This window comes from Burkholderia sp. Ac-20379 (genome assembly GCF_017104645.1).
In the GTDB taxonomy this organism is placed as follows: Bacteria; Pseudomonadota; Gammaproteobacteria; order Burkholderiales; family Burkholderiaceae; genus Burkholderia.
On record NZ_JAAGPF010000065.1, the window covers coordinates 13,648 to 30,126 of the forward strand.

The window sequence follows — 16,479 nt, forward strand, 5'->3', positions numbered from 1 at the left end:
TACCGGTTGAGCATGCCGCGCGCCAGCCTCAACGGTAGAGCGCGGCGAGCGCGTCCGTGTAGGCGGCGACGTTGTCGGGGTTGTAGATGTCGACCGAATGCAGCAGGTGCGCCGCGTGTTCGCGGTAGGCATCCAGGTTCGCGTCGTGTTCGCGGAACGCGCGCAGCAACTGGCGGCCGCCTTCCTCGCAGTCGAAATCCGGATAGAAATAGCCGCACTGGCCGAGAAACGGCGAGTTGTGGACGAGCGGATACGCGCCGTACAACAGTTCGTAATACAGATAGTTCTGCGCGTTTTCCCAGGTGTGCGAAACGACGGCGTCGCCGTGCTGCGACATGAATTCGTACAGCGCGAAGCGGCCTTCGAACGTGGCCAGGCTGTGGTTGACGATGTCGAGGCTGCGCGCGAAATGCACGAACGTGGTGTGATCCTTCAGGTGCAGCGTGTTGCACACGCGCACGAATTCCACGAACGACGGCTCCGCGCGATAGGCCGCCTCGGCGATCAGCATCGGCACGATGCTGGTTTTCACCATGCAGATGTTCGGCTCGAAGATGGCCACGCGCCAGCGCTGCCGGCCCGGCCGATAGCCGAACCCGCGGCCTTCCTCCAGCGTGGCACGCGCCTTGTCGAACAGCATCGGATGCCAGATGTGCGGCACGATCGTGACCGCGCGGCGCAGCCCCGTTTCGAGGTAGTGGCGGCACGAGTGCTCGAATTCGGGAATCGTCCACACGCCGTCGTAGTGCGCGCCCGAAAACAGGAAACCGGACGGCTTGTCGAACATCGCGCGCTCGATGTCGATCACGTAATCGTTGCCCACGCGCATCGTGACGACCTTGCCGCCGCGCGCCCGATAGGTGGCGATCCAATCGGCGTTGAACTGCGCGCTCATTTCGATCAGCACGTCGCAGCGCGCCATCGCCTCGTCCATCGAGATCAGCGGCACGTTCCATTCGCCGAGCATCATTTGCGGGTCGGCCGGCTCGGTGCCGCCGCCGTTCACCATCACTGCGTCGGCGACGAGCGGCGACTGGCGCAGCAGCAGCACCAGCAGCAGACAGTTCTGGAAAATACCGTTTTCCCACAGCGATTGGCCGGCGCCGCGCACGTACAGCGAGACGCCGACGACGAGACGCTTGCCGCCGTTCGGCAGGTCACGGACGGGACTATCGGACATGCAGGTTCTCCGCGGATTCTGTCAGGCAACGAGGCGTTCGACGTAGGCGTCGAGATTCGCCGGATGATCGATCGACACGCGCTGCAGCACGGCATCGGCCTTCGCGCGATAGGCGGCGAAATTCGCGTCGTGCTCGCGCCAGGCCTGGTGCAGCACGCGGCCGCCCGTGGCCGAATCGAACTCCGGGTAGTAGTAGCCGGCATCGCCGAGCATCGGCGAATTGTGGATCAGCGGATAGCCGCCGTACAGCGCGTCGTAGTAGAGGTAGTTCTGCGGGTTTTCCCACTGATGGGAAATGATGGCGTCGGCGTGCTGGGCGAGGAACGACGGCACCTCCACGCGCGGCTCGAAGGTGGCCTTGTGATGGCGCACGAGATCGAGGCTGTTGGCGAAGTGGACGAACGTGCGGTGCTCCTTCATATGCATCGCGTTGACCACGAACAGGTGCTGCACCGCGTCCGGCTGGGCGCGGTAGAACTCCTCGGCCACCAGCATCGGATAGTGGCAGCTCTTGACCACCGAGATGTTCGGCTCCAGCGTGGCCAGCCGCCAGCTCGCGCGGCCCGGCTGGTAACCGAAGCGGATGCCTTCCTCGGCCAGCGCGGCGGCGCGGCGCGCGACGAAGTGCGGCGACCAGATATGCGGCATCGAATGCACCGGCACGCGCATCAGCGTGCGCAGCAGCGGCTTCGCTGTCTTGTCGTCCTTCGGCAGCATCCAGACTTCGTCGTACGGGCCGCCGTTGAAGATGTGGCTCGAAGGCTGGTTGAAGATTGGCGTTTCGCAGAGGCCCGCGTACACATTGCCGACGAAGCACATGATGAGCTTCTTGCCGAGCGTCTTCATGTACTTCAGCCAATCCACCTGCAACTGCGCGCCCATTTCGATCACCACGTCGAGCTCGTGCGAGACATCGCGCGGGTTGACGAGCGGCACGTCGAGGCCGCCGAAATCGAGGCCGGTGGGGATCTGGCTGGCGTCGCCGCCGTTGAGGAAGTAGATCTGGCCGATGCGGCCGGATTTACGAAGCATCATCGCGAGAAACGCGATGTTCTGGTGGATGCCGTTTTCCCAGATCGCCTGGCCGTCTCTCGCGAAGAGCGAGATGCCGATGGTCAGGCGTCTGTCGGTGCTGCCGGGCGTGGCTTGAAAGGAGTCGATCACCAGCTGTATCCATATCCGACACCGTACGTCCTGTTCTGCCCCGAGACGCCGATGCCCAGTTTCAGAATGCCGTTGGCTGCCAGATGCGCGCTTGCACCGATCGCCATGCCGGATTCGCCCGCGAAGCGCGCGACGCCGATCGCAGCGTGACCGTCTTGCCCGGCTCGACCTGCGGCAGCATCGTCAGCGCGGTGGCGGCGGCAATGCCTTGGCACGCCATCTTGTCGGCCTGACGGACCGATCGCTGCGTCGTCTGCAACTGCGAGCCCGGCGAGTCGATCCGACTCTGCCGACCGGCGATCGATTGTGACATAGAAGCGGGGCGCGTATTCAACTGGTTGAAGGTCGCGGCGTCCATGCCTTCGGCGCCCGCCTCGACGTCGGCGCCCTTGCGTTGCGGCGCGGTGCTGCCTGCGGATGGCGTGTTCGTGCGGCCGGCCGCCGCCGGGCTTTGGCCGGGTGCGACCGGGTTCGACGCCGCCGCGGCGGACGCGGCTTGCGAAGCCGGCGCCGGCATGTCGGCGGCATGGCCGATCGCGTTCATCGATGCCGCCGGGTTCCGGAACGCCCGACCGCCCCGTCTCGCGAAATACGAGACGGGGCGGTCGGTTGTCCCTCGGCGCGGCGGGCGCGGATCGAGCCCGCCGGCGATCACCAGCTGTATCCGTAGCCGACGCCGTAGGTCTTGTTCTGACCGGAGATACCGACGCCCAGCTTCAGGATGCCGTTGGTCGTCACGTGCGCGCTGGCGCCGAACGCCATGCCCGATTCGCCCGCGAACCGGGCGACGCCGATCGCCATGTTGACCGTCTTGCCGGGTTCGACCTGCGGCAGCATCGTCAGCGCGGTGGCGGCGGCGATACCCTGACGCGCCATCTTGTCGGTCTGCTGGACCGCCTGCTGCGTTTGCTGCAACTGCGAACCGAGCGAGTTGATCTGGCTCTGCTGATTGGCGAACGATTGGGACGTGGACGTCGACAGCGCATTCAACTGGTTGAGGTTGACGGCATCCGTGCCTTCCGTGCCCGCCGCGACATTCGTGATCTGGCGTTGCTGGGTGGCGCTGCCGACCGACACCACGTTCGAGCGGCCTTCGTCCGTCGAGCCCTGGCCCAATGCGACCGAGTTCGAACCCGCCGTGACCGACGGCGCCTGCGCGCCTGCCGCCGACATGTCCGCCGCGTAGCCGCCCGAGCTCAGCGACCGCGTGGTGTTGTTCTGCGCGCTGCTCGATAGCGAGGCCACCTGGGCACTGACCGTGCCGAGGCTGCTCGACAGCGAGGTGACCGACGTGTTCGTCGCCGACAGGCTCGTGGACAGCGAGCTGAAGCCGCTCGAGGTCGTGGTCGACAGCGATGCCACGCTGCTCGTGGTGGTCGACAGGCCGGTGGACAGCGAACCGGTGGTCGTCGATGTGGAGCTCGACAGCGAAGACACCGAGGAGGCGGTCTGCGACTGCGAGGTCGACAGCGAGCTGACCGACGTCGAGGTGGACGAGGACAGCGCGCTCAGCGAGGTCGAGGTCGAGGTCGACAGCGACGCCACCGAGCTCGTGTACGACGAGGCGGCGCTGCTGAGGCTGGTCGACAGCGAGGCGACCGCCGCGTTGGTCTGGAACAGCTGGCTGCCGTTCACCGCGTCGGTGCTGGTGGCCGAGATCTGGCCCGCCGCGAGGTTCGTCAATTGGCGTTCGAAGCCCGGCGAACCGATGCTCACCACGCCCACCGGCGAGCTGCCCGCGAAGTTGCCGAAGCTGATGCCGCCCACCGTGGCCGAGCTGACCGGCACTGCCGCCGAGGTGATCGCGCCGCTGCCGATCGCGATCGAGTTGTCGATGTTCGCCACCGCGTTCGGGCCGATCGCGACGCTGTCGACGCCCGTCGCCACCGAATCCGCCGCACCCGTCGACGTGTTGGTGTGGAAGTACTTGATGCCCGTCGAGTTGATGCTGTCGAGCGCGCTGCCGATGTTGTCGACCGTCGCCGTCGTGCCGTTCGCCTTGTAGGTGGTGTACGACGGAGCGGTGATCGCGCCCGTGGTCGGGTCGTACGTCGCGCCGCCGCCGAGCGCCGAGGCGATGCTGTTGCCGACCTTGCCCGACGAGTTCGCCACCGACGAGCTGACCGAGGTGGACAGCGAACTGACGCTCGTCGAGGTCGAGGTGGACAGCGAGCTCAGGTTGCTGTTCGTCGAGGCCAGGCCGGTGGACAGCGAACCGGTGGCCGTCGACAGCGAGCCCAGGCTGGTCGAGGTCGAGGACGACAGCGAGGCGATGTTGCTGGTGGTGGTGCTGAGGCCGGTGGACAGTGAGGAGACGTTGCTGTTGGTGGTGCTCAGGCCTGTGGACAGTGAGGAGACGTTGCTGTTGGTGGTGCTGAGGCCTGTGGACAGTGAGGAGACGTTGCTGTTGGTGGTGCTGAGGCCTGTCGACAGCGATGAGACGTTGCTGTTGGTCGTGCTCAGGCCTGTCGACAGCGATGAGACGTTGCTGTTGGTGGTGCTCAGGCCGGACGACAGCGACGAGACGTTACTGTTGGTGGTGCTGAGGCCTGTCGACAGCGACGAGACGTTGCTGTTGGTGGTGCTGAGGCCGGTCGACAGCGAAGCGACGTTGCTCGTCGTGGTGCTCAAGCCCGTGGACAACGAACCGACACTGGTCGATGTCGAGGACGACAACGAACCGACGCTGCTGTTGGTCGAGCTCAAGCCGGACGAGAGCGACGAGACGTTGCTGTTGGTGGTACTGAGGCCGCTCGACAGCGAGGAGACGTTGCTGTTCGTCGTCGACAGGCCGGTCGAGATCGAAGACACGCCGGTCGACAGCGACGACACCGTGCTGTTGGTGGTGCTGAGGCCCGTGGAAAGCGAGCCGACGCTGCTGTTGGTAGTGCTGAGGCCGCTAGACAACGAAGAGACGTTGCTGTTGGTCGAGCTCAAGCCGGACGAGAGCGACGAGACGCTGCTGTTCGTCGAGCTCAGACCGGTGGACAGCGAGGATACGTTGCTGTTGGTGGTGCTCAAACCGCTGGACAGCGACGCGACATTGCTGGTCGTGGTCGACAGGCCGGTGGACAACGAGCCGACGCTGGTCGACGTCGAGGACGACAGTGATGCGACGCTGCTGGTCGTCGAACTCAGACCGCTGGACAGCGAGGATACGTTGCTGTTGGTGGTGCTCAAACCGCTGGACAACGACGCGACATTGCTGGTCGTGGTCGAGAGGCCGGTGGACAGCGAGCCGACGCTGGTCGACGTCGAGGACGACAGCGACGAGACGCTGCTGGTTGTCGAGCTCAGACCGGTGGACAGCGAGGATACGTTGCTGTTGGTGGAGCTCAAACCGCTGGACAACGACGCGACGTTGCTTGTCGTGGTCGAGAGGCCAGTGGACAGCGAACCGACGCTGGTCGATGTCGAGGACGAAAGCGAAGCGACGCTGCTGTTCGTCGTTGACAGGCCGGTCGAGATCGAGGAGACGCCGGTCGACAGCGAAGAAACCGTGCTGTTGGTGGTGCTGAGACCAGTCGACAACGAACCGACGCTGCTGTTGGTGGAGCTCAAACCGCTGGACAGCGAGGCGACGTTGCTGGTCGTGGTCGAGAGGCCGGTAGACAGCGAACCGACGCTGGTCGAAGTCGAGGACGACAGCGACGCAACGCTGCTGTTCGTCGTTGACAGGCCGGTCGAGATCGAGGATACGCCGGTCGACAGTGAAGAAACCGTGCTGTTGGTGGTGCTGAGGCCAGTCGACAACGAGCCGACGTTGCTGTTGGTGGTGCTCAAACCGCTGGACAACGACGCGACATTGCTGGTCGTGGTCGAGAGGCCGGTAGACAGCGAACCAACGCTGGTCGAAGTCGAGGACGAGAGCGATGCGACGCTGCTGGTCGTCGAGCTCAAACCGCTGGACAACGACGCGACATTGCTGGTCGTGGTCGACAGGCCGGTGGACAGCGAATCGACGCTGGTCGAAGTCGAGGACGAAAGCGACGCGACGCTGCTGTTCGTCGTTGACAGGCCGGTCGAGATCGAGGAGACACCGGTCGACAGCGAAGAAACCGTGCTGTTGGTGGTGCTGAGGCCAGTGGACAGCGAACCGACGCTGGTCGAAGTCGAGGACGAGAGCGATGCGACGCTGCTGGTCGTCGAGCTCAAACCGCTGGACAACGACGCAACATTGCTCGTTGTGGTCGACAGGCCGGTAGACAACGAACCGATGCTGGTCGAAGTCGAGGACGACAACGAACCGACGCTGCTGTTGGTCGAACTCAAGCCGGACGACAGCGACGCGACATTGCTGGTCGTGGTCGAGAGGCCGGTAGACAGCGAACCGACGCTGGTCGAAGTCGAAGACGAGAGCGATGCGACGCTACTGGTCGTCGAGCTGAGGCCGCTGGACAGTGAGGAGACGTTGCTGTTCGTACTGCTCAATCCAGAAGACAGCGACGCGACGTTGCTTGTGGTTGTCGAGAGGCCAGTGGACAGCGAATCGACGCTGGTCGAAGTCGAAGACGAGAGCGATGTGACGCTGCTAGTCGTCGAGCTGAGGCCGCTCGACAGCGAAGTGACATTGCTGTTCGTGCTGCTCAATCCGGATGACAGCGATGCGACGTTGCTCGTCGTAGTCGAGAGGCCGGTAGACAGCGAACCGACGCTGGTCGAAGTCGAAGACGAGAGCGATGCGACGCTGCTAGTCGTCGAGCTGAGGCCGCTGGACAGCGAAGTGACATTGCTGTTCGTGCTGCTCAATCCGGAAGACAGCGACGCGACGTTGCTCGTCGTAGTCGAGAGGCCAGTGGACAGCGAGCCGACGCTGGTCGATGTCGAAGACGACAACGATGCGACGCTGCTGGTCGTCGAGCTGAGACCACTGGACAGCGAGGATACGTTGCTGTTGGTGGAACTGAGGCCAGACGAGAGCGAAGTGACATTGCTGTTCGTACTGCTCAATCCGGAAGACAGCGATGCGACATTGCTCGTTGTGGTCGACAGGCCAGTGGACAACGAATCGACGCTAGTCGATGTCGAGGACGAGAGTGACGCGACGCTGCTGGTCGTCGAGCTGAGTCCGCTCGACAGCGAAGAGACGTTGCTGTTGGTGGAACTGAGGCCGGACGAAAGCGAAGTGACATTGCTGTTCGTGCTGCTCAATCCGGAAGACAGCGACGCGACGTTGCTTGTCGTGGTCGAGAGGCCAGTGGACAGCGAACCGACGCTGGTCGATGTCGAGGACGAAAGCGATGCGACGCTGCTAGTCGTCGAGCTGAGACCGCTGGACAGCGAGGAGACGTTGCTGTTCGTGCTGCTCAATCCGGAAGACAGCGACGCGACGTTGCTCGTCGTGGTCGAAAGGCCAGTGGACAACGAACCGACGCTGGTCGATGTCGACGACGAGAGCGATGCGACGCTGCTAGTCGTCGAGCTGAGACCGCTGGACAGTGAGGACACGTTGCTGTTGGTGGTGCTCAGACCGCTCGACAGCGATGCGACGTTGCTCGTCGTAGTCGAGAGGCCAGTGGACAACGAACCAACGCTGGTCGATGTCGAGGACGAAAGCGATGCGACGCTGCTGGTCGTCGAGCTGAGACCGCTGGACAGCGAGGACACGTTGCTGTTGGTGGTGCTCAAACCGCTCGACAGCGAAGTGACATTGCTTGTCGTAGTCGACAGGCCGGTGGACAACGAATCGACGCTGGTCGATGTCGAGGACGAAAGCGATGCGACGCTGCTGGTCGTCGAGCTGAGACCGCTCGACAGCGAGGACACGTTGCTGTTGGTGGTGCTCAGGCCGCTCGACAGCGAAGATACGTTGCTGTTGGTGGAGCTGAGACCAGACGAGAGCGAAGTGACATTGCTGTTCGTACTGCTCAATCCAGAAGACAGCGATGCGACGTTGCTTGTCGTGGTCGAAAGGCCAGTGGACAACGAGCCGACGCTGGTCGAGGTCGAGGACGACAGTGATGCGACGCTACTGGTCGTCGAGCTGAGTCCGCTGGACAGCGAGGAAACGTTGCTGTTGGTGGTGCTCAGACCGCTCGACAGCGAAGTGACATTGCTGGTCGTAGTCGACAGACCGGTGGACAACGAATCGACACTGGTCGAGGTCGAGGACGAGAGCGATGCGACGCTACTGGTCGTCGAGCTGAGTCCGCTGGACAGCGAGGAAACGTTGCTGTTGGTGGAGCTGAGGCCAGACGAGAGCGAAGTGACATTGCTGTTGGTGCTGCTCAAGCCGGACGACAACGACGCGACATTGCTGGTCGTGGTCGAGAGGCCAGTGGACAGCGAGCCGACGCTGGTCGACGTCGAGGACGAGAGCGATGCGACGCTGCTGGTCGTCGAGCTGAGTCCGCTGGACAGCGAGGAGACGTTGCTGTTGGTGGAACTGAGGCCGGATGAGAGCGAAGTGACATTGCTGTTCGTGCTGCTCAAGCCGGACGACAACGACGCGACATTGCTGGTCGTGGTCGAGAGGCCAGTGGACAGCGAACCGACGCTGGTCGATGTCGAGGACGAGAGCGATGCGACGCTGCTGGTCGTCGAGCTGAGTCCGCTGGACAGCGAGGAGACGTTGCTGTTGGTGGAGCTGAGACCAGACGAGAGCGAAGTGACATTGCTGTTCGTGCTGCTCAATCCCGAAGACAGCGACGCGACGTTGCTCGTCGTGGTCGAAAGGCCAGTGGACAACGAGCCGACGCTGGTCGAGGTCGAGGACGACAGTGATGCGACGCTGCTAGTCGTCGAGCTGAGTCCGCTGGACAGCGAGGAGACGTTGCTGTTGGTGGAACTGAGGCCGGACGAGAGCGAAGTGACATTGCTGTTCGTGCTGCTCAATCCGGAAGACAGCGACGCGACATTGCTCGTCGTGGTCGAAAGGCCAGTGGACAACGAACCGACGCTGGTCGAGGTCGAGGACGACAGCGAAGACACATTGCTGTTGGTCGACGACAGGCCACTCGACAGCGAGGTGACGTTGCTGTTGGTGGAGCTCAGGCCGCTGGACAGCGACGAGACGTTACTGTTGGTCGACGACAAGCCACTCGACAGCGAAGTGACATTGCTATTGGTAGTCGAGAGTCCACTCGAAACGGAGGTCGACAGCGACGAGACATTGCTGTTGGTAGTCGACAGCCCGCTAGACAGCGACGAGACGTTGCTATTGGTGGAGCTCAGTCCGCTGGACAGCGATGAGACATTACTGTTGGTCGACGACAGGCCACTCGACAGTGAAGTGACATTGCTGTTGGTAGTCGAGAGCCCACTGGAGACGGAGGTCGACAGCGACGAGACGTTGCTGTTGGTAGTCGACAGCCCGCTAGACAGCGACGAGACGTTGCTATTGGTGGAGCTCAGTCCGCTGGACAGCGATGAGACATTACTGTTGGTCGACGACAGGCCACTCGACAGTGAAGTGACATTGCTGTTGGTGGTCGACAGCCCACTGGAGACGGAGGTCGACAGCGAGGAGACGTTGCTGTTGGTAGTCGACAGCCCGCTAGACAGCGATGAAACGTTGCTATTGGTGGAGCTCAGGCCGCTGGACAGCGACGAGACATTACTGTTGGTCGACGACAGGCCACTCGACAGTGAAGTGACATTGCTGTTGGTGGTCGACAGCCCACTGGAGACGGAGGTCGACAGCGAGGAGACGTTGCTGTTGGTAGTCGACAGCCCGCTAGACAGCGATGAAACGTTGCTATTGGTGGAGCTCAGGCCGCTGGACAGCGACGAGACATTACTGTTGGTCGACGACAGGCCACTCGACAGTGAAGTGACATTGCTGTTGGTGGTCGACAGCCCACTGGAGACGGAGGTCGACAGCGAGGAGACGTTGCTGTTGGTAGTCGAAAGCCCGCTAGACAGCGATGAAACGTTGCTATTGGTGGAGCTCAGGCCGCTGGACAACGACGAGACGTTACTGTTGGTCGACGACAACCCGCTCGACAGCGAAGTGACATTGCTGTTGGTGGTCGAAAGCCCACTGGAGACGGAGGTCGACAGCGAGGAGACGTTGCTGTTGGTAGTCGACAGCCCGCTAGACAGCGATGAAACGTTGCTATTGGTGGAGCTCAGGCCGCTGGACAGCGACGAGACATTACTGTTGGTCGACGACAGGCCACTCGACAGCGAGGTGACATTGCTGTTGGTGGTCGAAAGCCCACTGGAGACGGAGGTCGACAGCGACGAAACGTTGCTGTTGGTCGTGCTTAACCCGGTCGACAACGAGTTGGCCGTGGTCGACGTCGAACTCGACAGCGACGAAACGTTGCTGTTGGTCGTGCTTAACCCGGTCGACAACGAGTTGGCCGTGGTCGACGTCGAACTCGACAACGACGAAACGTTGCTGTTGGTCGTGCTCAATCCGGTCGACAGCGATCCGATGCCCGTGGAGAGTGAGCCGACCCCGGTCGACAAAGAGCCGATGCTGGTCGACAGCGAGCCGAGCCCCGTGGAGAGCGAGCCGATTCCGGTCGACGTCGACGTAGACAGGGAACTGACCGCGGTCGACAGCGAAGTGATGCCCGTCGAAGTCGAGGTCGAGAGCGACGTGAGGTTGCTGTTCGTGGTCGAGAGGCCGCTGGACAGCGAGCCGACGCCGGTCGAAAGCGAAGACACATTGCTATTGGTCGAGCTCAGTCCGGACGAGAGCGAAGTGACGCTGCTCGTCGTGGTGGACAACCCGGTAGACAGCGAACCGACGCTGGTCGACGTGGACGACGACAACGACGAGACCGTGCTGTTGGTCGTGCTCAGACCACTGGAGAGCGAAGTAACGCTGCTCGTTGCGGTCGACAACCCGGTGGACAGCGACCCAACGCTAGTCGAAGTGGACGACGACAGCGACGAGACCGTGCTGTTGGTGGTGCTCAGACCGCTGGACAGCGAAGTGACGCTGCTCGTCGTGGTGGACAGCCCAGTAGACAGCGAACCGACGCTGGTGGAAGTGGACGACGACAGCGACGAGACCGTGCTGTTGGTGGTGCTGAGGCCACTGGAGAGCGAAGTGACGCTGCTCGTCGTGGTGGACAGCCCAGTAGACAGCGAACCGACGCTGGTGGAAGTGGACGACGACAGCGACGAGACCGTGCTGTTGGTGGTGCTGAGGCCACTGGAGAGCGAAGTAACGCTGCTCGTTGCGGTCGACAACCCGGTGGACAGCGACCCAACGCTGGTCGAAGTGGATGACGACAGCGACGAGACCGTGCTGTTGGTGGTGCTCAGGCCCGTGGACAGGGAGCCCACGCCGGTAGACAGCGACCCAACGCTAGTCGAAGTGGACGACGACAGCGACGAAACCGTGCTGTTGGTCGTACTCAGGCCAGTGGACAGCGAGCCCACGCCGGTCGACAACGAACCGATGCCGGTCGAGGTCGACGTCGACAGCGAGCTGACTGCGGTCGAGAGCGAGGTGATGCCGGTCGACGTCGAGGTCGAGAGCGACAAAACATTGCTGTTCGTTGAGCTCAAGCCAGACGAGAGCGAAGCAACATTGCTCGTCGTCGTGGACAGGCCGGTGGACAGCGAACCGACGCTGGTCGAAGTGGACGACGAGAGTGACGAGACGGTGCTGTTGGTCGTGCTGAGGCCACTGGACAACGACGTGACGTTGCTATTCGTTGAGCTCAGACCGGACGACAGCGAAGCGACGTTGCTCGTCGTGGTGGACAGACCCGTGGACAGCGACCCGACGCTTGTCGAGGTGGACGACGAGAGCGACGAAACCGTGCTGTTGGTGGTGCTGAGGCCGCTGGACAACGACGTGACGTTGCTATTCGTTGAGCTCAGACCGGACGAAAGCGAAGCGACGTTGCTCGTCGTGGTGGACAGACCCGTGGACAGCGACCCGACGCTTGTCGAGGTGGACGACGAGAGCGACGAGACGGTGCTGTTGGTAGTGCTGAGGCCACTGGACAACGACGTGACGTTGCTATTCGTTGAGCTGAGGCCGGACGACAGCGAGGCGACGTTGCTCGTTGTGGTGGACAGCCCGGTGGACAGCGACCCGACGCTTGTCGAGGTGGACGACGAGAGCGACGAAACCGTGCTGTTGGTGGTGCTGAGGCCGCTGGACAACGACGTGACGTTGCTGTTCGTCGAGCTGAGGCCGGACGACAGCGAGGCGACGTTGCTCGTCGTGGTGGACAGGCCAGTGGACAGCGATCCGACGCTTGTCGAAGTGGACGACGAGAGCGACGAGACAGTGCTGTTGGTGGTGCTGAGGCCACTGGACAACGACGTGACGTTGCTATTCGTTGAGCTCAGACCGGACGAAAGCGAAGCGACGTTGCTCGTCGTGGTCGACAACCCGGTGGACAACGACCCGACGCTTGTCGAGGTGGACGACGACAGCGATGAGACCGTGCTGTTGGTCGTCGACAAGCCGCTGGAAATCGACGTGACGCCGGTCGACAGCGATGAGACGGTGCTGTTGGTGGTGCTGAGACCGCTGGACAACGACGTGACGTTGCTATTCGTCGAGCTGAGGCCGGACGAAAGAGAAGCGACGTTGCTCGTCGTGGTGGACAGACCTGTGGACAGCGACCCGACGCTGGTCGACGTGGACGACGAGAGCGACGAGACGGTGCTGTTGGTAGTGCTGAGGCCGCTGGACAACGACGTGACGTTGCTATTGGTCGAGCTGAGGCCGGACGAAAGTGAAGCGACGTTGCTCGTCGTGGTCGACAGGCCCGTGGAGAGCGACCCGACGCTTGTCGAAGTGGACGACGACAGCGACGAGACGGTGCTGTTGGTGGTGCTGAGGCCGCTGGACAACGACGTGACGTTGCTATTCGTTGAGCTCAGACCGGACGACAGCGAGGCGACGTTGCTCGTTGTGGTGGACAGCCCTGTGGACAGCGACCCGACGCTTGTCGAGGTGGACGACGAGAGCGACGAAACCGTGCTGTTGGTCGTCGACAAGCCGCTGGAAATCGACGTGACGCCGGTCGACAGCGACGAGACGGTACTGTTGGTGGTGCTGAGACCACTGGACAATGACGTGACGTTGCTATTCGTCGAGCTGAGGCCGGACGAAAGAGAAGCGACGTTGCTCGTCGTGGTGGACAGGCCAGTGGACAGCGATCCGACGCTTGTCGAAGTGGACGACGAGAGCGACGAAACGGTGCTGTTGGTGGTGCTGAGACCGCTGGACAACGACGTGACATTGCTATTCGTCGAGCTGAGGCCGGACGAAAGTGAAGCGACGTTGCTCGTCGTGGTGGACAGGCCAGTGGACAGCGATCCGACGCTTGTCGAAGTGGACGACGAGAGCGACGAAACGGTGCTGTTGGTGGTGCTGAGGCCACTGGACAACGACGTGACATTGCTATTCGTCGAGCTGAGGCCGGACGAAAGTGAAGCGACGTTGCTCGTCGTGGTGGACAGGCCAGTGGACAGCGATCCGACGCTTGTCGAGGTGGACGACGACAGCGATGAGACGGTGCTGTTGGTCGCGCTCAATCCAGTCGACAGCGATCCCACGCCGGTGGAAAGCGAACCGATACCTGTCGAGGTCGAGGTCGACAGTGAGCTCACCGCGGTAGAGAGCGAGATGATGCCGGTCGAGGTCGAGGTCGATAGCGTTGTGAGGTTGCTGTTCGTGGTCGAGAGGCCGCTGGAAATCGACGTGACGCCAGTCGAGAGCGAAGAAACGGTGCTGTTGGTAGTACTGAGACCGCTGGACAGCGACGTGACGTTGCTGTTCGTCGAGCTCAGGCCGGACGAAAGTGAAGTGACGTTGCTATTGGTCGAACTGAGGCCAGACGAAAGCGAGGCGACGTTGCTCGTCGTGGTCGACAAGCCGGTAGACAGCGATCCAACGCTGGTCGACGTGGATGACGAGAGCGACGAAACCGTGCTGTTGGTCGTCGACAGCCCACTGGAAATCGACGTGACGCCAGTGGACAGCGAAGAAACGGTGCTGTTGGTGGTGCTGAGACCGCTGGACAGTGACGTGACATTGCTATTCGTCGAGCTCAGGCCAGACGAAAGCGAAGTGACGTTGCTATTGGTCGAACTGAGGCCGGACGAAAGCGAAGCGACGTTGCTCGTTGTCGTGGACAAGCCCGTGGAGAGCGACCCAACGCTGGTCGACGTGGACGACGAGAGTGACGAGACCGCGCTGTTGGTCGTCGACAGCCCACTGGAAATCGACGTGACGCCAGTCGACAGCGACGAAACGGTGCTGTTGGTGGTGCTGAGGCCGCTGGACAGTGATGTGACATTGCTGTTCGTCGAGCTCAGGCCAGACGACAGCGAAGCGACATTGCTTGTCGTGGTGGACAGACCGGTGGACAACGACCCGACACTGGTCGAGGTGGACGACGAGAGCGACGAGACGGTGCTGTTGGTCGTCGACAGTCCGCTGGAAATCGACGTGACGCCAGTCGACAGCGAAGACACCGTGCTGTTGGTCGTGCTGAGACCGCTGGAGAGCGAAGTAACGTTGCTATTGGTCGAGCTCAGGCCAGACGAAAGCGAAGTAACGTTGCTATTCGTCGAACTGAGGCCGGACGAAAGCGAAGCGACGTTGCTCGTCGTGGTCGACAACCCGGTGGACAACGATCCAACGCTTGTCGAGGTGGACGACGAGAGCGACGAGACCGTGCTGTTGGTCGTCGACAGCCCACTGGAAATCGAAGTGACGCCGGTCGACAGCGAAGAAACAGTGCTGTTGGTAGTGCTGAGGCCGCTCGACAGCGAAGTGACGTTGCTATTGGTCGAACTGAGACCGGACGAAAGCGAAGCGACGTTGCTCGTCGTGGTCGACAAGCCGGTAGACAGCGACCCGACGCTGGTCGAAGTGGACGACGAGAGCGACGAAACGGTGCTGTTGGTCGTCGACAGCCCACTGGAAATCGACGTGACGCCAGTCGACAGCGAAGACACCGTGCTGTTGGTGGTGCTGAGACCGCTGGACAGCGACGTGACATTGCTATTCGTCGAGCTCAGGCCAGACGAAAGCGAAGTGACGTTGCTATTGGTCGAACTGAGGCCGGACGAAAGCGAAGCGACGTTGCTCGTTGTCGTGGACAGGCCCGTGGAGAGCGCCCCGACGCTGGTGGACGTGGACGACGACAGCGATGAGACCGTGCTGTTGGTCGTCGACAGCCCACTGGAAATTGAAGTGACGCCAGTCGACAGCGAAGACACTGTGCTGTTGGTGGTGCTGAGACCGCTGGACAGTGACGTGACATTGCTGTTCGTCGAGCTCAGGCCAGACGAAAGCGAAGCGACGTTGCTCGTCGTGGTCGACAAGCCGGTGGACAGCGACCCAACGCTTGTCGAAGTGGACGACGAGAGCGACGAAACCGTGCTGTTGGTTGCCGACAAGCCACTGGAAATCGACGTGACGCCGGTCGACAGCGACGAGACGGTACTGTTGGTGGTGCTGAGACCACTGGACAACGACGTGACGTTGCTATTCGTTGAGCTCAGACCGGACGACAGCGAAGCGACGTTGCTCGTCGTGGTGGACAGGCCCGTGGACAGCGATCCGACGCTTGTCGAGGTGGACGACGAGAGCGACGAAACCGTGCTGTTGGTCGTCGACAAGCCGCTGGAAATCGACGTGACGCCAGTCGACAGCGACGAGACGGTGCTGTTGGTGGTGCTGAGGCCGCTCGACAGCGAGGTGACGTTGCTGTTCGTCGACGAGAGGCCGGTGGACAGCGAGCTTTCCGCCGTGGACGATGCCGTCGACAACGAAGTGACACGGCTGTTGGCCGTGGACAGCCCCGTCGACAGAGAGCCGACGCCGGTGGACAGTGAGCCTATGCTCGTCGAAGTCGAGGAGGAGAGCGACGAAACCGTGCTGTTGGTCGTCGACAGTCCGCTGGAAATCGAGGTGACGCCCGTCGAAAGCGACGAGACGTTGCTATTCGTAGTGCTGAGGCCGCTCGACAACGACGTAACGTTGCTGTTCGTCGACGACAAGCCGGTGGACAGCGAGCCTACGCTTGTCGAAGTCGAAGAGGAGAGCGACGAAACCGTGCTGTTGGTCGTCGACAGTCCGCTGGAAATCGAGGTGACGCCCGTCGAAAGCGACGAGACGTTGCTATTCGTAGTGCTGAGGCCGCTCGACAACGACGTAACGTTGCTGTTCGTCGACGACAAGCCGGTGGACAGCGAGCCTA

The 16,479-nt window shown here is 62.2% G+C and carries 7 protein-coding genes; 3 read left to right on the forward strand and 4 right to left on the reverse strand.

Annotation, left to right across the window (positions count from 1 at the left end; all coding sequences use genetic code 11):
- Positions 1–28: 28 nt before the first annotated feature.
- Genes G3N92_RS11650 through G3N92_RS11660 form a run of 4 tightly spaced genes read right to left on the reverse strand, consistent with a single transcriptional unit; the run spans position 29 to position 2,888 of the window.
- Positions 29–1,180: a DUF2827 domain-containing protein gene (locus tag G3N92_RS11650; RefSeq protein WP_206127624.1), complete on the reverse strand. Its 1,152-nt coding sequence runs from the start codon at positions 1,178–1,180 to the stop codon at positions 29–31.
- Positions 1,181–1,201: 21 nt separating this feature from the next.
- Positions 1,202–2,344, reverse strand: coding sequence for a DUF2827 domain-containing protein (locus tag G3N92_RS11655; protein ID WP_206127625.1), 1,143 nt, complete (start codon positions 2,342–2,344; stop codon positions 1,202–1,204).
- Complete coding sequence (locus G3N92_RS35490; protein ID WP_339385897.1) at positions 2,341–2,451, reverse strand: YadA-like family protein; 111 nt, start codon at positions 2,449–2,451, stop codon at positions 2,341–2,343. Before G3N92_RS35490 ends, G3N92_RS11655 begins: the two co-directional genes overlap by 4 nt.
- Positions 2,406–2,888 carry a hypothetical protein gene (locus G3N92_RS11660; protein ID WP_339385898.1) on the reverse strand — a complete coding sequence of 161 codons (483 nt, stop codon included), beginning with the start codon at positions 2,886–2,888 and terminating at the stop codon, positions 2,406–2,408. The genes G3N92_RS35490 and G3N92_RS11660 overlap by 46 nt, the downstream gene beginning before the upstream one ends.
- A 423-nt stretch (positions 2,889–3,311) precedes the next feature.
- Here G3N92_RS11660 and G3N92_RS11665 point away from each other — a divergent pair, with 423 nt between their 5' ends.
- The 3 genes from G3N92_RS11665 to G3N92_RS11675 form a co-directional block, all read left to right on the forward strand.
- Positions 3,312–3,530 (forward strand): hypothetical protein, encoded by a 219-nt coding sequence (locus G3N92_RS11665; protein WP_206127626.1) that lies wholly within the window; start codon positions 3,312–3,314, stop codon positions 3,528–3,530.
- 21 nt (positions 3,531–3,551) lie between these two features.
- Positions 3,552–4,349, forward strand: coding sequence for a hypothetical protein (locus tag G3N92_RS11670; RefSeq protein WP_206127627.1), 798 nt, complete (start codon positions 3,552–3,554; stop codon positions 4,347–4,349).
- An 18-nt stretch (positions 4,350–4,367) separates the two neighbouring features.
- On the forward strand, positions 4,368–16,479 hold a 12,112-nt coding region (locus G3N92_RS11675; RefSeq protein WP_206127628.1), incomplete at its 3' end, for a hypothetical protein.